12 protein-coding genes are annotated in these 17,100 nt (G+C 73.2%); 8 read left to right on the top strand and 4 right to left on the bottom strand.

Going from position 1 to position 17,100, the window contains the following annotated elements; all coding sequences use genetic code 11:
• Positions 1 to 131: 131 nt before the first annotated feature.
• The 4 genes from P3T37_RS10050 to P3T37_RS10035 form a co-directional block, all read right to left on the bottom strand.
• On the bottom strand, positions 132 to 2,573 hold the full coding sequence (locus P3T37_RS10050; protein WP_280723137.1) for a DUF3488 and transglutaminase-like domain-containing protein: 2,442 nt from the start codon (positions 2,571 to 2,573) through the stop codon (positions 132 to 134).
• Complete coding sequence (locus tag P3T37_RS10045) at positions 2,570 to 3,907, bottom strand: DUF58 domain-containing protein (protein WP_280723136.1); 1,338 nt, start codon at positions 3,905 to 3,907, stop codon at positions 2,570 to 2,572. Before P3T37_RS10045 ends, P3T37_RS10050 begins: the two co-directional genes overlap by 4 nt.
• Position 3,908: 1 nt before the next feature.
• Positions 3,909 to 4,892: a MoxR family ATPase gene (locus tag P3T37_RS10040; RefSeq protein WP_280723160.1), complete on the bottom strand. Its 984-nt coding sequence runs from the start codon at positions 4,890 to 4,892 to the stop codon at positions 3,909 to 3,911.
• Between the two features lie 338 nt (positions 4,893 to 5,230).
• A complete protein-coding gene (locus P3T37_RS10035; RefSeq protein ID WP_280723135.1) occupies positions 5,231 to 5,791 on the bottom strand; it encodes a carbonic anhydrase in 561 nt (186 codons plus the stop codon).
• Positions 5,792 to 6,336: 545 nt separating this feature from the next.
• On the opposite strand from P3T37_RS10035, the gene rsmH reads away from it, so the two are divergent.
• The 8 genes from rsmH (at position 6,337) to ftsW (ending at position 17,094) form a co-directional block, all read left to right on the top strand.
• On the top strand, positions 6,337 to 7,329 hold the full coding sequence (rsmH, locus tag P3T37_RS10030) for a 16S rRNA (cytosine(1402)-N(4))-methyltransferase RsmH (RefSeq protein ID WP_280723159.1): 993 nt from the start codon (positions 6,337 to 6,339) through the stop codon (positions 7,327 to 7,329).
• Positions 7,330 to 7,371: 42 nt separating this feature from the next.
• Positions 7,372 to 8,010 carry a septum formation initiator family protein gene (locus P3T37_RS10025; RefSeq protein ID WP_280723134.1) on the top strand — a complete coding sequence of 213 codons (639 nt, stop codon included), beginning with the start codon at positions 7,372 to 7,374 and terminating at the stop codon, positions 8,008 to 8,010.
• Positions 8,007 to 10,124, top strand: coding sequence for a penicillin-binding protein 2 (locus tag P3T37_RS10020; protein WP_280723133.1), 2,118 nt, complete (start codon positions 8,007 to 8,009; stop codon positions 10,122 to 10,124). The genes P3T37_RS10025 and P3T37_RS10020 overlap by 4 nt, the downstream gene beginning before the upstream one ends.
• A gap of 128 nt (positions 10,125 to 10,252) precedes the next feature.
• Positions 10,253 to 11,809, top strand: a complete 1,557-nt coding sequence (locus tag P3T37_RS10015; protein ID WP_280723132.1) for a UDP-N-acetylmuramoyl-L-alanyl-D-glutamate--2,6-diaminopimelate ligase — start codon at positions 10,253 to 10,255, stop codon at positions 11,807 to 11,809.
• Positions 11,806 to 13,212 (top strand): UDP-N-acetylmuramoyl-tripeptide--D-alanyl-D-alanine ligase, encoded by a 1,407-nt coding sequence (gene murF, locus P3T37_RS10010; protein WP_280723131.1) that lies wholly within the window; start codon positions 11,806 to 11,808, stop codon positions 13,210 to 13,212. Before P3T37_RS10015 ends, murF begins: the two co-directional genes overlap by 4 nt.
• Positions 13,209 to 14,270, top strand: coding sequence for a phospho-N-acetylmuramoyl-pentapeptide-transferase (gene mraY, locus P3T37_RS10005; protein ID WP_280723130.1), 1,062 nt, complete (start codon positions 13,209 to 13,211; stop codon positions 14,268 to 14,270). The genes murF and mraY overlap by 4 nt, the downstream gene beginning before the upstream one ends.
• The gene (murD, locus tag P3T37_RS10000; protein ID WP_280723158.1) at positions 14,267 to 15,691 is read left to right on the top strand and encodes a UDP-N-acetylmuramoyl-L-alanine--D-glutamate ligase; all 1,425 of its coding nucleotides are present in this window, start codon (positions 14,267 to 14,269) and stop codon (positions 15,689 to 15,691) included. Before mraY ends, murD begins: the two co-directional genes overlap by 4 nt.
• A 146-nt stretch (positions 15,692 to 15,837) precedes the next feature.
• A complete protein-coding gene (gene ftsW / locus P3T37_RS09995) occupies positions 15,838 to 17,094 on the top strand; it encodes a putative lipid II flippase FtsW (RefSeq protein WP_280723157.1) in 1,257 nt (418 codons plus the stop codon).
• Positions 17,095 to 17,100: the final 6 nt, after the last annotated feature.

Genomic DNA, 17,100 nt, shown 5'->3' with positions numbered 1-17,100 from the left:
TAGGCACCGGGGGGGCCCGCCCGGCGGGCACTACCCCGCCGGCTTTTTGCGCCCCCCCCCCCCACGCGACCCGCCGGGGGGGGGGCCCGCCCGCGCCCGCCCCCCCCACCGTGCTTCTCGGCGTACAGGGGCTAGTCGCCGTCGTCCGCGCGTTCGCGCCGGCGCACCACGCGCAGCACGCCCGCCGCGCGTCCCAGCGGCTCGCCCACCCGGGCCGCCGCGGCCCGGCCGCGCAGCCGCAGGGTCAGCAGCCGGTCGGAGGCCCGCCAGGCCAGCCGCGCGGCGGACGGCGGGAACAGCAGCGCCCGCACCCGGCGCCGGCGCCCGGCCGAGGCCAGCAGGCCCTGCCGCGCCGCCCGGACGTCCGGGCCGAGCGGGGTCGGCTGCCCGGGGTCGCGGGCGTACAGCACCCGCTCGGCGGCCAGCGCCACCCGCCCGACGGCGGCCTGCCCGGCCTCGTCCAGCGCGCCCTCCTCGGTGAGTCGCTGCACGGTGTGCCGCGGGCTGCGGGCGTCGTCCGGTGCGATACCGAGGTCCCAGGCCGAGTCGATCAGCTCGGTCCAGGCGGCCAGCACCTGGGCCTCGGTCAGCACGCCCGGCCCGGACCCGGTCCGCCGCCGCCCGCCGCCCAGTCGGCGCCGGCGCAGCCGGGTCCGCCAGAGCATCGGTGAGAGCAGCAGGAGCAGCACCAGGACGGCTCCCGCGATCAGGGCCGGCACCTGCGAGGAGGACCCGGAGGAGCTGGTCGCGCTGGTCGTGGAGGTCGGCGCGTGCTGCGCGGGGCACTCGTTCAGGCGGCGCAGGGTGGTCGTGCAGTCGACGCCCGACGGCGCAGCCGCGCTCGGACGGGCGGTCGGGGCGCTGGTCGGCGCCTCGGCGCTCTGGCTCGGCGCCGTGGCGGTCTGCGCCGTGGTGTAGTCCGGCGCCGAACCGCGGCTCGGGGTCGGCTCGAAGCGCAGCCACCCGGCGCCCTGGAAGTACAGCTCCGGCCACGCGTGGTAGTCCTTGCTGCCGACCACGTAGGTGCCGTTGCCCTGGTCGGTACCGGGCGCGAAGCCGACCGCCACCCGGGCCGGGATCTGCAGGGTCCGCGCCATCGCCGCCATGGTGGCGGCGAAGTGCACGCAGAAGCCCTTCTTGTCCTGGAGGAACTTGGCGATGGCGTCCGGACCGGTGCCCGGGTCGATCGAGGAGCTGTAGGTGAACAGGCCCGAGGTCGCGAACCAGTTCTGCAGCGCCACCGCCTTGTCGTAGTCGGTGGTGCGGCCCTGGGTGACCTGAAGCGCGGTCTGCTTGACCACCGGCGGCAGGTTGCCGGGCAGCGCCAGGTCGGTGGCGCGGATCGACTGCGGGGCGACGGACGCCGAGCGCAGCTCGTCCGCGGTGGGGTGGAGGTCCAGTGAGGTGACCGTGTACCTGATCCCGGTGGCCTTCTGGCCGTGGTCCGCGATCAGCGAACGGGTCTGCGGCTCGTAGCGCCAGTCGCCGGGCGGGCTCGCCTGGATCATCGGGTACGGCGCCGGCAGCCACTCGCTGCTCAGCTGCGGGGAGAGACTGACCTGGGTCTCCATCGGCTGGCTCTCCACGTCGGCGGTCAGCCCCTCGGGGGTGCCCAGCGTGGACGGGACGGGCTGGGCCGGCTGTGAGGCGGGCTTCCACTCCACGCCGGTGAAGTCGTCCAGCGCGGTGATCCGCAGGTAGGCGGTGGCCAGGTCGGGGTTGTCCCCGTGATAGGTGATCAGGTTCTGGTTGCTCGGCTTGCGCAGCCCGTCGGTCAGCGAGACCACCGGGTTCAGCGCGTTGATGTTGCCGCCGCGCCCGCCCGACCCGCCGTCGGCCAGACCGCCGCTGACCAGGCTCAGGTCCCAGTTGGGGGCCAGGAACGGCAGCAGCAGGGCGACCGCCAGGGCCACCAGGCCGATCTGGTGGCCGCCGGTGGAGAGGGTGGCGCCGCCGCGCTCGGGCTCGCTGCCCGCGCCGCGGAAGACCCGGCCCCAGCGGGAGAGCCGGTCGCGGCCCTCGGCGAAGAGCAGCATCAGGTAGCCGCCGGCCGAGAACATGAACCAGAGGACCGGCGAGGCCTCGCTGCCGGCCAGGCCGGTGCCGACCGAGTACATCGCCAGCAGCGGCAGTCCGGCCAGTGCGGCCCGCCGGTAGGTGACCGCCAGAGCGTCCACCAGGATGGCGATCAGCGCCACCGAACCGGTCAGCAGGAGGTTCAGGCCGCCGGAGGCCGGGGCGGGGATCGCGTACGCCTGGATCTCGCTGCCCGCCGCGGTGAGCAGGTCGCCGACCGCCCGGGCGGCGTCGGGGCCCGGCAGCACACCCGCGGTCATCCGGCCGGGGACGCTGAGCAGCAGCACCAGCCAGAGGGAGAGCACCAGCTGGCCGAGCACCACCAGCGGGCGGGCCACCGACAGCCGGCGCAGGCCGGCGCCGATCAGCGCGACCACCAGGATCAGGAAGAAGCCGGTCAGCACCCAGCCGGCCGGGGTGATCAACGGGCTCAGGCACATCGTGGCCATGGCCGTGGCCAGCGCCGCGTAGACCGTCAACCTCGCACGCGTGGTCATGCGCTCGCCCCCTTCCGGGCCTGGCCGCCGTTGGCTGCGGCGGGTGCGGCATGGCGGTCGGCCTGCCGCCAGAGTTCGGGCAGCGAGTCGCCGGCCCGGACCGGCAGCACCGTCCAGCCGGCCTCGCGCAGCAGGTGCAGCTGCCGGGCGGCCTGGCCGTCGGCGCCCTCCGGGAAGATCGAGCGCAGGCCGGTCCAGGAGCCGGTGTCCAGCACCAGCGCGACGGCCGCGCCGGCCCGGCGGCGCAGCGGGCCCAAGCGGGCCAGCTGCTCGTCGTCCAGCGAGCCGAGGATCGCCACCAGCAGGCCTTCGCCGCCCAGCCGCAGCACGTCCTCGGCAGGGGCCAGCCCGCCGCCGTCGGAGTGCTCCAGGACGGCCAGCGTGTCGAGCAGCATGCCGATCGAGTCGGTGACCGAGCCGGAGCCGCCGGTCACCGAGCTGGGCACCGAGATGCCGGTGTCGGTGAGCAGCCGGGTCTGGTAGCCGCGTTCCAGCAGGTGCACGCCGATCGAGGCCGCGCAGCCGACCGCCCACTCGAAGGAGGAGGCCGGGCCGTTGCCCCGGTGCCCGATCTCGCGGGTGTCCAGCAGCACGGTGGCGCGGGCGCGCAGCGGCTGCTCCTCGCGGCGGACCATCAGCTCGCCGTACTTGGCGGTCGACTTCCAGTGCACGCGCCGCAGGTCGTCGCCGTGCCGGTACTCGCGCGGCACCGAGTCGTCGTCGCCGGCCAGCGCGACCGCCCGCGACATGCTGTCGCCGTAGCCGGCCCACTCGCCGGCCAGCCGGATGTCGGGCAGCTTCTGCACCTGCGGGACCACGGTGAGCACGTCCGAGGCGCTGAACGCCCGGGTCAGCTCGCACATCCCGAACGGGTCGGTGAGCCGCAGTTGCAGCGGTCCCAGCAGGTAGCGCCCGCGCAGGTCGGAGCGGACCCGGTAGGAGACCTCGCGGAAGCCGCGCGGCTCGACCCGGTCCAGCACGAACCGCGGGCGCGGCCCGAGCACGTACGGGACCTTGTCCTCCAGCATCAGCAGGCCGGTGGGCACCCGGGAGATGTTGTCCACCCGCAGGTGCACCCGGGCCTCCTGGCCGGCCGGCGCCCGGTGCGGGGTGAGCCGGCGGCCGCTGGCCACCCGGTAGCGGGTACGCACCAGCAGCACCGCGGCGGCCAGCGGCAGGGCCGCCAGCAGGACGCCGACGCGCAGCAGGGCGCTCTGTCCCAGCAGGTACGAGCAGACCACCGCGGTGCCGCCGGCGGCCAGGAAGGAGCGGCCGCGGGTGGTCAGGCCGCGAAGTCCCGCCCGGAGACCGGCCGGGTCGTCCTGTTCCGCCACCTCAGATCCTCCGCGCCGGGCCCGGAGTGTGCAGGCCGCCCTGCGGGCGCGGCAGAGGCAGGCGCTGGACCAGGTCGCGGACGATCTGCTCGGCACTGCGGCGGCTCAGCTGGGCCTCCGAGGTCGGCAGCAGGCGGTGCGCCAGGACCGGCACCGCGAGCGCCTGGATGTCGTCCGGCAGCACGTACTCGCGGCCGGCCAGCGCGGCGGCCGCGCGGGCCGCCCGGATCAGGTGCAGGGTCGCGCGCGGGGAGGCGCCGAGCCGCAGCTCGGTCGAGGTCCGGGTGGCGGTGACCAGGTCGACGGTGTAGCGCCGGACGGTGTCCGCGACGTGCACCGTGCGGACCAGCTCGATCAGCTTGAGGATGTCGGCCGCGTGCGCCACCGGCTGCAGGTCGTCCAGCGGCGAGGCGCCGGAGTGCGAGTCGAGCATCGCCAGCTCGGCCTCGGGACTGGGGTAGCCGATCGAGATCCGGGCCATGAAGCGGTCCCGCTGGGCCTCGGGGAGCGGGTAGGTGCCCTCCATCTCCACCGGGTTCTGGGTGGCCACCACCATGAACGGCGAGGGCAGCTGGTAGGTGGTGCCGTCGATGGTGACCTGGCGCTCGGCCATCGACTCCAGCAGCGCGGACTGGGTCTTCGGCGAGGCCCGGTTGATCTCGTCGCCGACCACGATCTGGGCGAAGATCGCGCCGGGGCGGAACTCGAAGTCCATCCGCTGCTGGTCGAAGACGTTGGTGCCGGTGACGTCCGAGGGCAGCAGGTCGGGGGTGAACTGGATCCGGCGCACCGTGCAGTCCACCGACCGGGCCAGCGCCTTGGCCAGCATGGTCTTGCCGACGCCGGGGACGTCCTCCAGCAGCAGGTGGCCCTCGGCCAGCATCACCGTCAGCGCCAGCCGGACGGCCTCCGGCTTGCCCTCGATGACGCTCTCGATCGAGGCCCGGACGCGGTCGATCACCGCGTTCAGCTCGGGCAGACCCATCGGTCCCACCGGCGCTGCCGGTCTGGCCGGGAAGGAGCCGGGTTCCGACCGCGGACCGGGCCCGCGCCCGTCGAGACCGGCTTCTTCGTTGTAGGTCGTCACCCGTGAACTCCTCGCCCCACTCGCGCCGGTCCTGCTGTTCGGAACCGGCCCCACCCCTATGACGCGGCCGGCCCACCGTTCGGCTCAGATCGGATCCGATCGATCTGGGGGCGGCTCGCGGTCAGACCACCCCAGGTGGTGCGGGGCGCTGGTCTGCAGGCGCATTCTTCCCTGTGAGGTGGCCAGAAGTCACCATTCCCCCGTCGGGAGGCCGACGGGGGACAAGGGGCGTCCGGTCAGTGGATCTCGCGGAGCAGTCCGGTGTGGACGTCGAACACGAAGCCGCGCACGTCGTCGGTGTGCAGCAGGAAGGGCGAGGTGCGCACCCGCTGCATGGACTGGCGGACGTCGCCGTCCAGGTCGACGAAGGACTCGACCGCCCACTGCGGGCGCTGGCCGACCTCCAGCTCCAGCTCGCGCCGGAAGTCCTCGGTGAGCCCGAGCAGGCCGCAGCCGGTGTGGTGGATCAGGGCGATCGAGCGGGTGCCCAGAGCGCGCTGGCTGATCGTGAGCGAGCGGATCGTGTCGTCGGTCACCACGCCGCCCGCGTTGCGGATGACGTGCGCGTCGCCGAGCTCCAGGCCGAGCGCCGCGAACAGGTCGAGCCGGGCGTCCATGCAGGCCACCACGGTCACCTTCTGAACCGGGCGGGCGTCCATGCCGCCGTCCCGGAAGGTGACCGCATACTTCCGGTTGGAGCTGAGGAAGCGGTCGATGATGGTCTCGGTGGCGGGGGTGCTGGAGGTGTCCCGGGCAGGGGGACCACCGTGGGCCGGCCGGTCAGGGGTCACTGTCATAGCCACGACGTTAGTAGGATTTTCCCGCTCCTGGTGAGACCTGGGCCGAGTCAGGGGTCGGGTGTGATGGAGCACATAGGGGGCTTGCGGAAGCGCGCATCACTATGCAGTGGTCCCCGGGGTCCGGGCCGGGTCGACACGCCCGTCCGCGTGAACCGGCTCTGGCCTGCGACGATCCGTTCGGCCGCGCGGGTGGCGCAGAGGCTGGGGCGATTGACTGGGCGGGGGTGCGCGGTAGGCTGGCCGCGCAGTGGAGCACAAGCCTCACGCGTCGTCAACTGCGTGCCGGGGGCGCCTCGGAGCACAAGTGGTGGCGCACTCCGACGATCCGTACGCATCCCGCGGCCTCCCCCCGCTCCGTGCCACCTGGCGCACCTTCCCCGGTGCCGGGCGGTCACAGCCTTCCCCGCGAGCGGGTGGGGACCACGGGCGGCGTGCGCTTTCCGCTCGCGCAGTGGTCCAAAATGGTCGGATCACAGCTCCCCGGCGCCGTACGCGACTCTCGGGCGGCTCCGCACCGAGGAAAGGCGCCACCGCGCATGACCATGGGCAGTAGTCCGGATCCCAAGCACGTCCCGGTGATGCTGCAACGCTGCATGGACGCCCTCGCGCCGGCGATCGGCGCTCCCGGCGCGGTCGTGGTGGACGCGACGCTGGGCCTGGGTGGGCACAGCGAGGCGCTGCTCACGCAGTTCCCCGAGGTCCGGCTGATCGCGGTGGACCGCGACCCGGCGGCGCTCAAGCTCTCCGCCGAGCGGCTGGCACCTTTCGGCGAGCGCGCAACTCTGGTGCACGCCGTCTACGACGAGATCCCCGAGGTGCTCGCCGATCTCGGCATCCCCGAGGTCCAGGGCATCCTCTTCGACCTCGGCGTCTCCTCGATGCAGCTGGACGAGGCCGACCGCGGCTTCGCCTACGCCCAGGACGCGCCGCTGGACATGCGGATGGACCAGACCGTCGGGCTGAGCGCCGCCGAGGTGCTCAACACCTACAGCCACGGCGACCTGGCGCGGATCCTCAAGGTCTACGGCGAGGAGCGGTTCGCCGGCAAGATCGCCTCGGTGATCCTGCGCGAGCGCGCCAAGGAACCGTTCACCAACAGCGCGCGTCTGGTGGAGTTGGTGCGCAACGCCATCCCGGCCGCCACCCGGCGCACCGGCGGCAACCCGGCCAAGCGCACCTTCCAGGCGCTGCGGATCGAGGTCAACGGCGAGCTGGAGGTTCTGGACCGGGCCATCCCCGGAGCGCTGGACGTGCTCGCGGTGGGCGGCCGGATCGCCGTGATGTCCTACCAGTCGCTGGAGGACCGCCTGGTGAAGCAGTACTTCGCCGCGGGCGCCGCGAACACCGCCCCGCCCGGGCTGCCGATCATCCCCGAGGAGCACCAGCCCCGGCTGAAGCTGCTCACCCGAGGTGCCGAACTGGCCACGGAGGAGGAGATCGAGGAGAACCGGCGCGCCGCCCCCGTGCGGCTGCGGGTGGCGGAGAGGATCAGGCCGAACCATCCGAAAGCGCGGGGCGCGAGCCGACGGGGCTGATCCGGGCGGGGGGCGACAGTGTCGAACGCGAGGGAGAGCGCAGTGCCGGTGCCGGCCGCCAGCGATGGCATCCAGGAGGGCGGGCGGCTGCCCGGGCAGCCGGGTCGGGCCCGGATCACCGTACGGCCGGGCAGGCCGCCGAGGGGGAGCGGCCGGGGGCGGGCGCCGTTCGCCGTTCTCATGGTGCTGCTGCTCACCCTCGGGCTGCTCGGCCTGCTGATGCTCAACACCGCCCTCAACGAGGGCTCCTTCGAGCTGACCAAGCTGCAGAAGCAGACCCAGCAGCTGACGGACCAGCAGCAGATGCTCCAGCAGCAGATCGACCAGAACTCCGCGCCGGACGCGCTGGAGCGCAACGCCCGCCAGCTCGGCATGGTCCCCGGCGGCGACCCGGCCTTCCTGCAGGACGACGGCAAGGTGCTCGGCGCGCCCTCCCAGGCCGTGGACAGCCCGCCGGTCAAGCGCACCGGCGCCGACCTGTGGCCCCAGACCGCCCAGACCGCCCAGACTGCCCAGACCGCCCAGCCCGCGCCGACCGCCTCGCAGTCCGCCTCGGCCCCCGCGGCACCCCCGTCGCCCGCCCCGGCGGCGACCGGTGAGGGCAGCCTGCGGGTGGACCCGGTCAGCCCGTCGCCCGCCGCATCCGCGCCGGCCAACCCGAGCGGAGCAGCAGCGCGATGACCACCCCCCGCCGCCCCCGCGAGCCCGGCGAGCGCCCGCGCCGTCCGGCCGCCCCCCAGCAGCGCCGCGAGGGCGCCCGGACGCCCCCGCGCCCCGCCGCCAGGCCGCGCTCCGGCGAGCAGCCGCGCCGTCCGGCCCCGCCCGGCGCCGGCCGTCCGGGCGCCCGGCGCCCCGCCGGTCCGGCGGGACAGCGGCCGATGGCCAAGCGCCCGGCGCCCCGGCCGCAACCGCGCCCGCTGAAGCTGGCCGACCCCAGGCGCCGGCTGCGCACGGTGCTGATCGCGCTGGCCGCGGTCTTCTCGGTCTTCGCCGGCCGGCTGGTCCAGATCCAGCTGTTCGACTCCGACGCGCTGGCCGCCGACGCGGGCGCCTACCGCTACGTCGACGTCCCGCTGCGGGCCGAGCGCGGCGCGATAACGTCCTCCGACGGCGTGGCGCTGGCGACCACCGTGGACGCCTACGACATCAACGCCGACCCGACGCTCTTCACCCAGGACGCGCTGCACACCACCGACGGCCCCGAGCAGGCCGCCGCGCTGCTGGCGCCGATCCTGAACCTGCCCAAGGACAAGCTGGCCGCCAAGCTGCGCACCCCCAAGACCCGCAACGTCCCGCTGGCCCTGCGGCAGACCCCGCAGACCCGCAACCAGATCATGGACCTGCGCACCTCGCTCACCAAGAAGACCGACACCAAGATCTGCCGAGCCGAGCGGGCCATGCTGGCCAAGCCCGCCGACCAGGGCGGCCGGACCACCCTGGACGACGACTGCGTCAACCCGCTGGGCGGCATCGTGCCCGACGAGACCGCCGCCCGGGTCTACCCGGCCGACGGCGTGGCCTCCAACCTGGTCGGCTTCGTCAACGGGAAGGGCGTCGGCGCGGGCGGCCTGGAGCTCCAGTTCCAGAAGGAGCTCGCGGGCCAGGACGGCCACCGGATCTCCGCCGTCTCCAACGGGCAGCCGATCCCCACCGGCGGCGGCAGCCAGCAGGCCGCCGTGCCGGGCCAGGACATCCGGCTGACCATCAACCGGGACATCCAGTGGGAGGCCCAGCGCGCCATCACCGACCAGGTGACCACGGCCGGCGCGGAGAAGGGCTACGTGATCGTCCAGGACGTGAAGACCGGTCAGATCCTGGCCATGGCGACCTCGCCCGGCTTCAACCCGAACGACCTGAACAGCGCCAAGCCCGAGCAGCTCGGCAACCCGGCCCTGCAGGACGCCTACGAGCCCGGCAGCACGGCCAAGCTGATGACCATGGCGGCCGTCCTGGACACCGGCGCGGCGAGCTGGGACAGCCACGTGACCGTCCCGGGCACGCTGACCCGCGCGGGCCAGGTGTTCCACGACGACGTCGACCACGACACCTGGTACCTCACGCTCAACGGGGTGCTCGCGAAGTCCTCCAACATCGGCACCATCGAGGCCGCCGGCCACCTGGGCAGCACCCAGGAGCAGGCGAACCAGGTGCTCGGCGGCTACCTGCAGAAGTTCGGCATCGGGCAGCCGAGCGGCCTGGGCTTCCCCGGCGAGACCCGCGGGATCCTGGCCAACCCGGGGGACTGGAAGGGCACCCAGCAGTACACCATCCCGTTCGGCCAGGGCCTGTCGGTCAACGCGCTGCAGGCCACCTCGGTGTACTCCACGATCGCCAACGGCGGCGTCCGGGTGGCGCCCAGCCTGGTCGAGGGCACCACCGGTCCCGACGGCCGCTACACCCCGGCCCCGGCCGGTGCCGAGACCCGGGTGGTCAGTGAGCAGACGGCCAGGACGCTGGGCCAGATGCTGGAGTCGGTGGTCACCGACGACCAGGGCACCGGCAACACCGCGCAGATCCCGGGCTACCGGGTGGCCGGCAAGACCGGCACCGCCAACCGGGTGGACCCGGCCACCGGCAAGTACTCCGGCTACACCGCCTCCTTCATCGGTTTCGCGCCGGCCGACAAGCCCGAGCTGACCGTCTCCTGCGTCATCCAGAACCCGGTCAACGGCCACTTCGGCGGCCCACTGTGCGGACCGGTGTTCAAGCAGGTGATGGAGTTCGCCCTGAAGACCCTCCAAGTGCCGCCGAGCGGCAGCCAGGCCCCCAACCTGCCCGTCGACTGGAAGCCCTGAACATGAGCGCCCACCCCGCCGTGCCTGTGAACCCCCTCACATCGAAGGGCGCCGCTCCCCAGCAGCCCCAGGGGAGCGCGGGGGGCTCGCTTGGCCCCGACCGCCTCCGGGCCGATAGCCTGCCCGCCGTGCCGAAATCAGACCAAAGCAGTGTGAGCCCGCCCCGCCCGGCCGCGGGGGAGCCGACCCCGCTCGCCGAGATCGCCCGGATCCTCGGCGTCGAGCCGGTCGAGGGCGCCCCGGCGGGCGGCATCACCCACGACTCCCGCGCGGTCCGCCCGGGCGACGTCTACGTGGCCTTCGCCGGCGCCAACCACCACGGCGCGGCCTTCGCCGGCGCGGCGGTCGAGCGCGGCGCGGTGGCCGTGCTCACCGATCCGGCCGGCGCGCAGCAGGCGGCGACGCTGGGCGTCCCGCTGCTGGTGGTGGAGCAGCCGCGGGCCTGGATGGGCGCGCTGGCGGCCCGGATCTACGGCGATCCGTCGAAGGCGCTGCTGACCATCGGGATCACCGGCACCAACGGCAAGACCACCTCCTCGTACCTGGTCGAGGGCGGCCTCAAGGGCGCCGGCCGGGTCCCGGGCGTGATCGGCACCGTGGAGATGCGGGTCGGCACCGAGCGGATCAAGAGCGAGCGCACCACCCCCGAGGCCACCGACCTGCACGCGATCCTCGCGGTGATGCGCGAGCGCGGTGCGGACGCGGTGGTGATGGAGGTCTCCAGTCACGCCCTGGTCTACGGGCGGGCCGACGGGGTGCACTACGACGTCGCGGTCTTCAACAACCTGACGCCGGAGCACCTGGACTTCCACCCGGACATGGAGGACTACTACCGCGCCAAGGCACGGCTGTTCGAGCCGGCCCGCAGCCGCGCGGGCGTGGTCAACCTGGACGACCCGTACGGCCGCCGACTGGCCGCCGAGGCCGAGATCCCGGTGACCACCTTCTCCGCCCTCGGTGCGGCGGACGCCGACTGGCGCGCGCTGGACGTCCAGCTGGGCCCGACCGGCTCGACCTTCCGCGCCGTCGGTCCCGGCGGGCAGTCGGTGGACGCCTCCGTCCCGCTGCCGGGCCCGTTCAACGTCGCCAACGCGCTGGCCGCGATCACCGTGCTGGTGACCGCCGGGCTGGCGCCGGCCGATGCGGCCGCCGGCATCGCCGCCGTGCCGGGCGTGCCGGGCCGCCTGGAGCGGGTGGACGCCGGGCAGGACTTCGTCGCCGTGGTCGACTACGCGCACAAGCCGGACGCGCTGAAGGCCGTCCTGGAGTCGCTGCGCGCGGTGACCAAGGGCCGCCTGCACGTGGTGGTCGGCTGCGGTGGCGACCGCGACCCGCACAAGCGCGGCCCGATGGGCGCCATCGCCGCCCGGCTGGCCGACACCGCCGTGCTGACCACCGACAACCCCCGTTCCGAGGACGGCCTGGCGATCCTGACCAGCATGCTGACCGGGGCCGCCGGGGTCCCCGAGGCCGAGCGCGGCGCCGTCCTGGTGGTGCCGGACCGGGCCGAGGCGATCGCCTCCGCGGTGGTCCGCGCGCACGCCGGGGACACCGTGCTGGTCGCCGGCAAGGGCCACGAGCTGGGCCAGTACGTACGGGACGAGATCCGCCCGTTCGACGACCGGGAGGTGCTGCGCGAGGCCATCGCGCACGCGCACCCCGACCGAGGAGTAGAGCAGCAGTGATCGCACTTACCCTCGCCGAGGTGGCCGCCGCGACCGGCGGCCGGCTGGCCGATGTGACGGACCCGCAGACCCCGGTCACCGCGCCGGTGGTGATCGACTCCCGTCAGGTGCAGCCCGGCGGCCTCTTCGCCGCCTTCGCCGGCGAGCACGTGGACGGGCACGACTACGCCGAGCGCGCGATCGCCGCGGGCGCCGTCGCGGTGCTGGCCGAGCGCCCGGTCGGGGTGCCCGCGATCGTGGTCGAGGACGCCCAGGCGGCGCTGGGCCTGCTGGCCCGGGCGGTGGCCGAGCGCGCCAAGGCGGTCCGGATCGTGGCGCTGACCGGCTCGGCCGGCAAGACCAGCACCAAGGACCTGATCGCCCAGCTGCTGCAGAAGCTCGGCCCGACGGTCTGGACCGAGGGTTCGCTCAACAACGAGCTCGGCCTGCCGCAGACCGTCAGCCGGGTCGAGGAGTCCACCCGGCACCTGGTGCTGGAGATGGGCGCCCGCCACCAGGGCGACATCGCCTACCTGACCGGTCTGGTGCGCCCGGCGATCGGCCTGGTGCTCAACGTCGGCACCGCGCACCTGGGCGAGTTCGGCTCCAAGGAGGGGATCGCGCAGGCCAAGGGCGAGTTGGTGGAGTCGCTGGCCGAGGACGGCGTCGCCGTGCTGAACGCGGACGACCCGCTGGTACGGGCGATGCGCACACGCACCAAGGCGCGCGTGGTGCTCTTCGGCGAGAGCCGGGACGCCGACGTACGGGCCACTGATGTTCGCCTGGACGCCACCGGCAAGCCTTCGTTCACGCTGACCACCCCGGCCGGTTCCGCACCCGTACGGCTGCGCCTGTACGGTGAGCACCACGTCTCGAACGCACTCGCCGCCGCCGCGGTGGCGATGGAGCTCGGGCTGTCCGTCGACGACACCGCCGCCGCCCTGGGCGAGGCGGGTGCGCTGTCCCGCTGGCGCATGGAGGTCGTCGACCGTGCCGACGGTGTGACCGTCGTCAACGACGCCTACAACGCGAACCCGGAGTCCATGCGGGCCGCGCTGCGGGCCCTGGTGACGATGGGCGGCCGCGGCCCGGAGCGCCGCCGTACCTGGGCGGTGCTCGGCGAGATGCGGGAGCTCGGCGAGGAGAGCCTTGACGAGCACGACGCCATCGGGCGGCTCGCCGTTCGACTCGACGTCACCAAGCTGGTGGCGGTGGGCGGGCGCGAGGCGGCCTGTATGGAACTCGGCGCGAGGAACGAAGGTTCGTGGGGTGAGGAGTCGGTGCTGGTGTCCGACGCGGACGCGGCGGTCGAACTGCTGCGCGGTCAACTGCTGCCTGGGGACGTGGTCCTGGTGAAGGCCAGCCGCTCGGTGGGCCTGGAGAAGGTCGCCGAAGCCCTGCTCGCCGATGGGGCCGCCCAGTGAAGCAGATCCTCTACTCCGGCATGATCGGCCTGGTGCTGTCGCTGTTCGGCACCCCGGCGCTGATCCGCATCCTGGCCAAGAACGGCTACGGCCAGATGATCCGGGACGACGGTCCCAAGGCGCACCACAGCAAGCGCGGTACGCCGACCATGGGCGGTATCGCCTTCATCCTGGCGACGCTGGTGGCCTACGCCGCGACCAAGGTGATAACGGGTGAGCAGCCCCGGGCCTCCGGCCTGCTGGTGCTGTTCCTGATGACCGGTCTGGGCCTGGTCGGGTTCCTGGACGACTACATCAAGGTCGTCAAGCAGCGCTCGCTCGGCCTGCGGGCCAAGGCGAAGCTGCTCGGACAGTCCTTCGTCGGCCTGGCCTTCGCGATCCTGTCACTCCAGTTCCACGACACCCGCGGACTCACCCCGGCCTCCACCAGCCTGTCCTTCATCCAGGACTTCAGCTGGAAGATCGGCCCCGTGCTGTTCGTCATGTGGGCCTATTTCATGATCGCCGGTATGTCCAACGGCGTGAACCTGACGGACGGTCTGGACGGCCTGGCCACCGGCGCGTCGGTGATGGTCTTCGGCGCCTACGTCTTCATCGGCGTCTGGCAGTACGGCCAGAGCTGCTCGATCGCCGCCCGGGCCACCGCCAACTGCTTCGAGGTCCGCGATCCGCTGGACCTGGCGGTGGTCGCCTCCGCGCTGATGGGCTCCTGCTTCGGCTTCCTGTGGTGGAACACCTCACCCGCGAAGATCTTCATGGGCGACACCGGCTCGCTGGCCCTGGGCGGCGCGCTGGCCGGTCTGGCGATCTGCTCGCGCACCGAGCTGCTGCTCCCGCTGCTCGGCGGCCTCTTCGTGATCATCACCCTCTCGGTGATCATCCAGGTCGGCTCGTTCCGGATGACCGGCAAGCGGGTCTTCAAGATGGCACCACTGCAACACCACTTCGAACTCAAGGGCTGGAGCGAAGTCCTGATCGTCGTCCGGTTCTGGATCATCCAGGGCCTGTGCGTCGCGGTCGGCCTCGGCCTCTTCTATGCGGGATGGGTGAACGGATGACCTCCCCGGACTGGACCGGCCTGCCGGTCGTGGTGGCCGGACTCGGCATCTCGGGGATCAGCGCGGCCAGGGTGCTGCGCGACCTGGGCGCCGAGGTGACCGTGGTGGACGGCGGCGACGGCCCCGCGGTGCGCGAGCGCGCCGCCGAGCTGACCGGCATCCAGGTCAGGCTGGGCGACGGTGCGACGCTGCCCGAGGGCACCCGACTGATCGTCACCTCGCCCGGCTGGCCGCCGAGCAGCCCGCTCTTCGCGGCCGCCGCCGAGGCAGGCGTCGAGATCTGGGGCGACGTCGAACTCGCCTGGCACCTGCGCAGGCCGCTGCCGGCCACCGGCGAGCCGGCCCCCTGGCTGGCCGTCACCGGCACCAACGGCAAGACCACCACGGTCCAGATGCTCGCCTCGATCCTCACCGCGGCCGGCCGGCGCACCGCCGCCGTCGGCAACGTCGGCGTCTCCGTGCTGGACGCGGTGCTGGCCGAGGAGCCGTACGACGTGCTGGCCGTCGAGCTCTCCAGCTACCAGCTGCACTGGGCGCCCAGCCTGCGCCCGCACTCCTCGGCGGTGCTGAACCTGGCCCCCGACCACCTGGACTGGCACGGCTCGATGGAGGCGTACGCCGCCGACAAGGGCCGGATCTACCAGGGCAACCAGGTGGCCTGCGTCTACAACCTGGCCGACCCGGCCACCGAGGAGCTGGTCCGCGAGGCCGACGTCGAGGAGGGCTGCCGGGCGATCGGCTTCGGCCTCGGCGCGCCCGGGCTCTCCCAGTTCGGCGTGGTGGACGGCCTGCTGGTGGACCGCGCCTTCGTGCCGGACCGCCAGAAGAACGCGGCCGAGATCGGCGCGGTCGAGGACATCACCCCGCCGGCTCCGCACAACATCGCCAACGCCCTGGCGGCGGCCGCGCTGGCCCGCGCCTACGGGGTGGACGCCAAGGCCGTCCGGGAGGGTCTGCGGGCCTTCCGGCCCGAGCCGCACCGGATCGCCCACGTCGCCGAGGTGGGCGAGGTGCTCTGGATCGACGACTCCAAGGCGACCAACCCGCACGCCGCGGCCGCCTCGCTGGCGGCGTACCGGCCGGTGGTCTGGATCGCCGGCGGACTCGCCAAGGGGGCCGAGTTCGAGGAGCTGGTCGCCGGCGCCGCGGGCCGTCTGCGGGCCGCCGTGCTGATCGGCCGGGACCGCGAACTGATCCGCGCCGCGCTGGCGCGACACGCCCCGGATGTACCAGTGATCGAAGCGGCCGAGGGCCAGACTGGCGCGGTGGCGATGGCCGAGGTGGTGCGGGTGGCCGCCGGCCTGGCCAAACCGGGCGACACCGTCCTGCTCGCCCCGGCCTGCGCGTCGATGGACATGTTCACCAACTACGGCGAACGCGGTGACTTCTTCGCCGCGGCGGTACGGGAACTGACGATCTGACGAACTGAACTGGCAGGGGAAGGGGCGGCGCGGTGGCGGGTCAGAGCAAGGCGGAGGCGACCGCCCCGCCGGAGCGCGGCCCCTCCCGGCTGGCGTTCATCTCGGCGACCACCACGACCTTCAAGTCCGAGGGCCCGGTCGGCCGGCTGCGCGCGCTGCGCGGGCGGATCCGCTACACCCTGAACCGGCCGCTGACGCCGTACTACCTGATCCTCGGCTCGATGGCGCTGCTGGTGGTGCTCGGCCTGGTGATGGTCTTCTCCTCCTCGAACATCACCGCCATCCGGCAGGGCCTGCCCGGGCTCTTCTACTTCCGCAAGCAGCTGGTCGCGGTGCTGCTGGGCTCGCTGCTGATGATCGCGGCGGCCCGGGTGCCGGTCGCGGTGCACAGGGTGCTGGCCTACCCGGTGATGCTGGGCGCGATGGCCGCGATGGTGCTGGTCGCCATCCCGGGCATCGGCATGGAGGTCAACGGCAACCAGAACTGGCTGAACTTCGGCTTCTTCCAGGTCCAGCCCTCGGAGTTCGCCAAGCTCGCCCTGGTGCTCTGGGGGGCCGACCTGCTGGCCCGCAAGGAGAAGGCGGGCACCCTCAACCAGTGGAAGCACCTGCTGATCCCGCTGGTGCCCGGGGTACTGCTGCTGCTCCTGCTGATCATGATCGGCGGCGACATGGGCACCTCCATGATCCTGGTCGGCATGGTCTTCGCGCTGCTCTGGATGGTCGGAGCGCCGCTGCGGCTCTTCGTCGCCACGGTGGGCATCGCGGTGGTGGCCTGCACCGCGCTGATCATCACCGTTCCGCACCGGTTGGACCGCCTCGCCTGCATCGGCACCACCAAGCCGGTGCCGGGTCACGACTGCTTCCAGGCCCTGCACGGCCTCTACGCCTTCGGCCTGGGCGGGCCGTTCGGGTCCGGACTGGGCGCCGGCTTCGAGAAGTGGGGCCAGTTGCCGGAGGCGCACACCGACTTCATCTTCGCCGCGACCGGTGAGGAACTGGGTCTGGTGGGGACGCTGTCGGTGATCGGTCTCTTCGCGGCACTAGGGTATGCGGGTATCCGAGTGGCCATCGGCACGAAGGACGCCTTCGTCAGGTATGCCGCGGGAGCCGCCACCACGTGGATCATGGCCCAGGCCATGATCAACCTGGGGTCGGCACTGGGACTGCTGCCCATTGCGGGCGTGCCCCTCCCGCTGTTCTCCTACGGGGGATCCGCCATGCTGTCGGCCATGTGCGCCCTGGGAATGCTGCTCTGCTTCGCACGCAGCATGCCCGGGGCAAAGGCGGCCCTGGCCGCGCGGAGCTCGAAGTCCCGGTTCAGGACAGGTCTGCGCCGGGTGCTGCCACGACGACGAACCACAGCGCGCCCGGCCGGCCGGCCGCCGCGCAGGGAGCGGTGAATTTCG

Origin of the sequence: Kitasatospora sp. MAA4, from assembly GCF_029893355.1 — a bacterium.
Taxonomy (GTDB): domain Bacteria; phylum Actinomycetota; class Actinomycetes; order Streptomycetales; family Streptomycetaceae; genus Kitasatospora.
The sequence above is the reverse complement of the archived record's forward strand: the minus strand, read 5'-3'. Positions and strand labels throughout refer to the sequence as shown.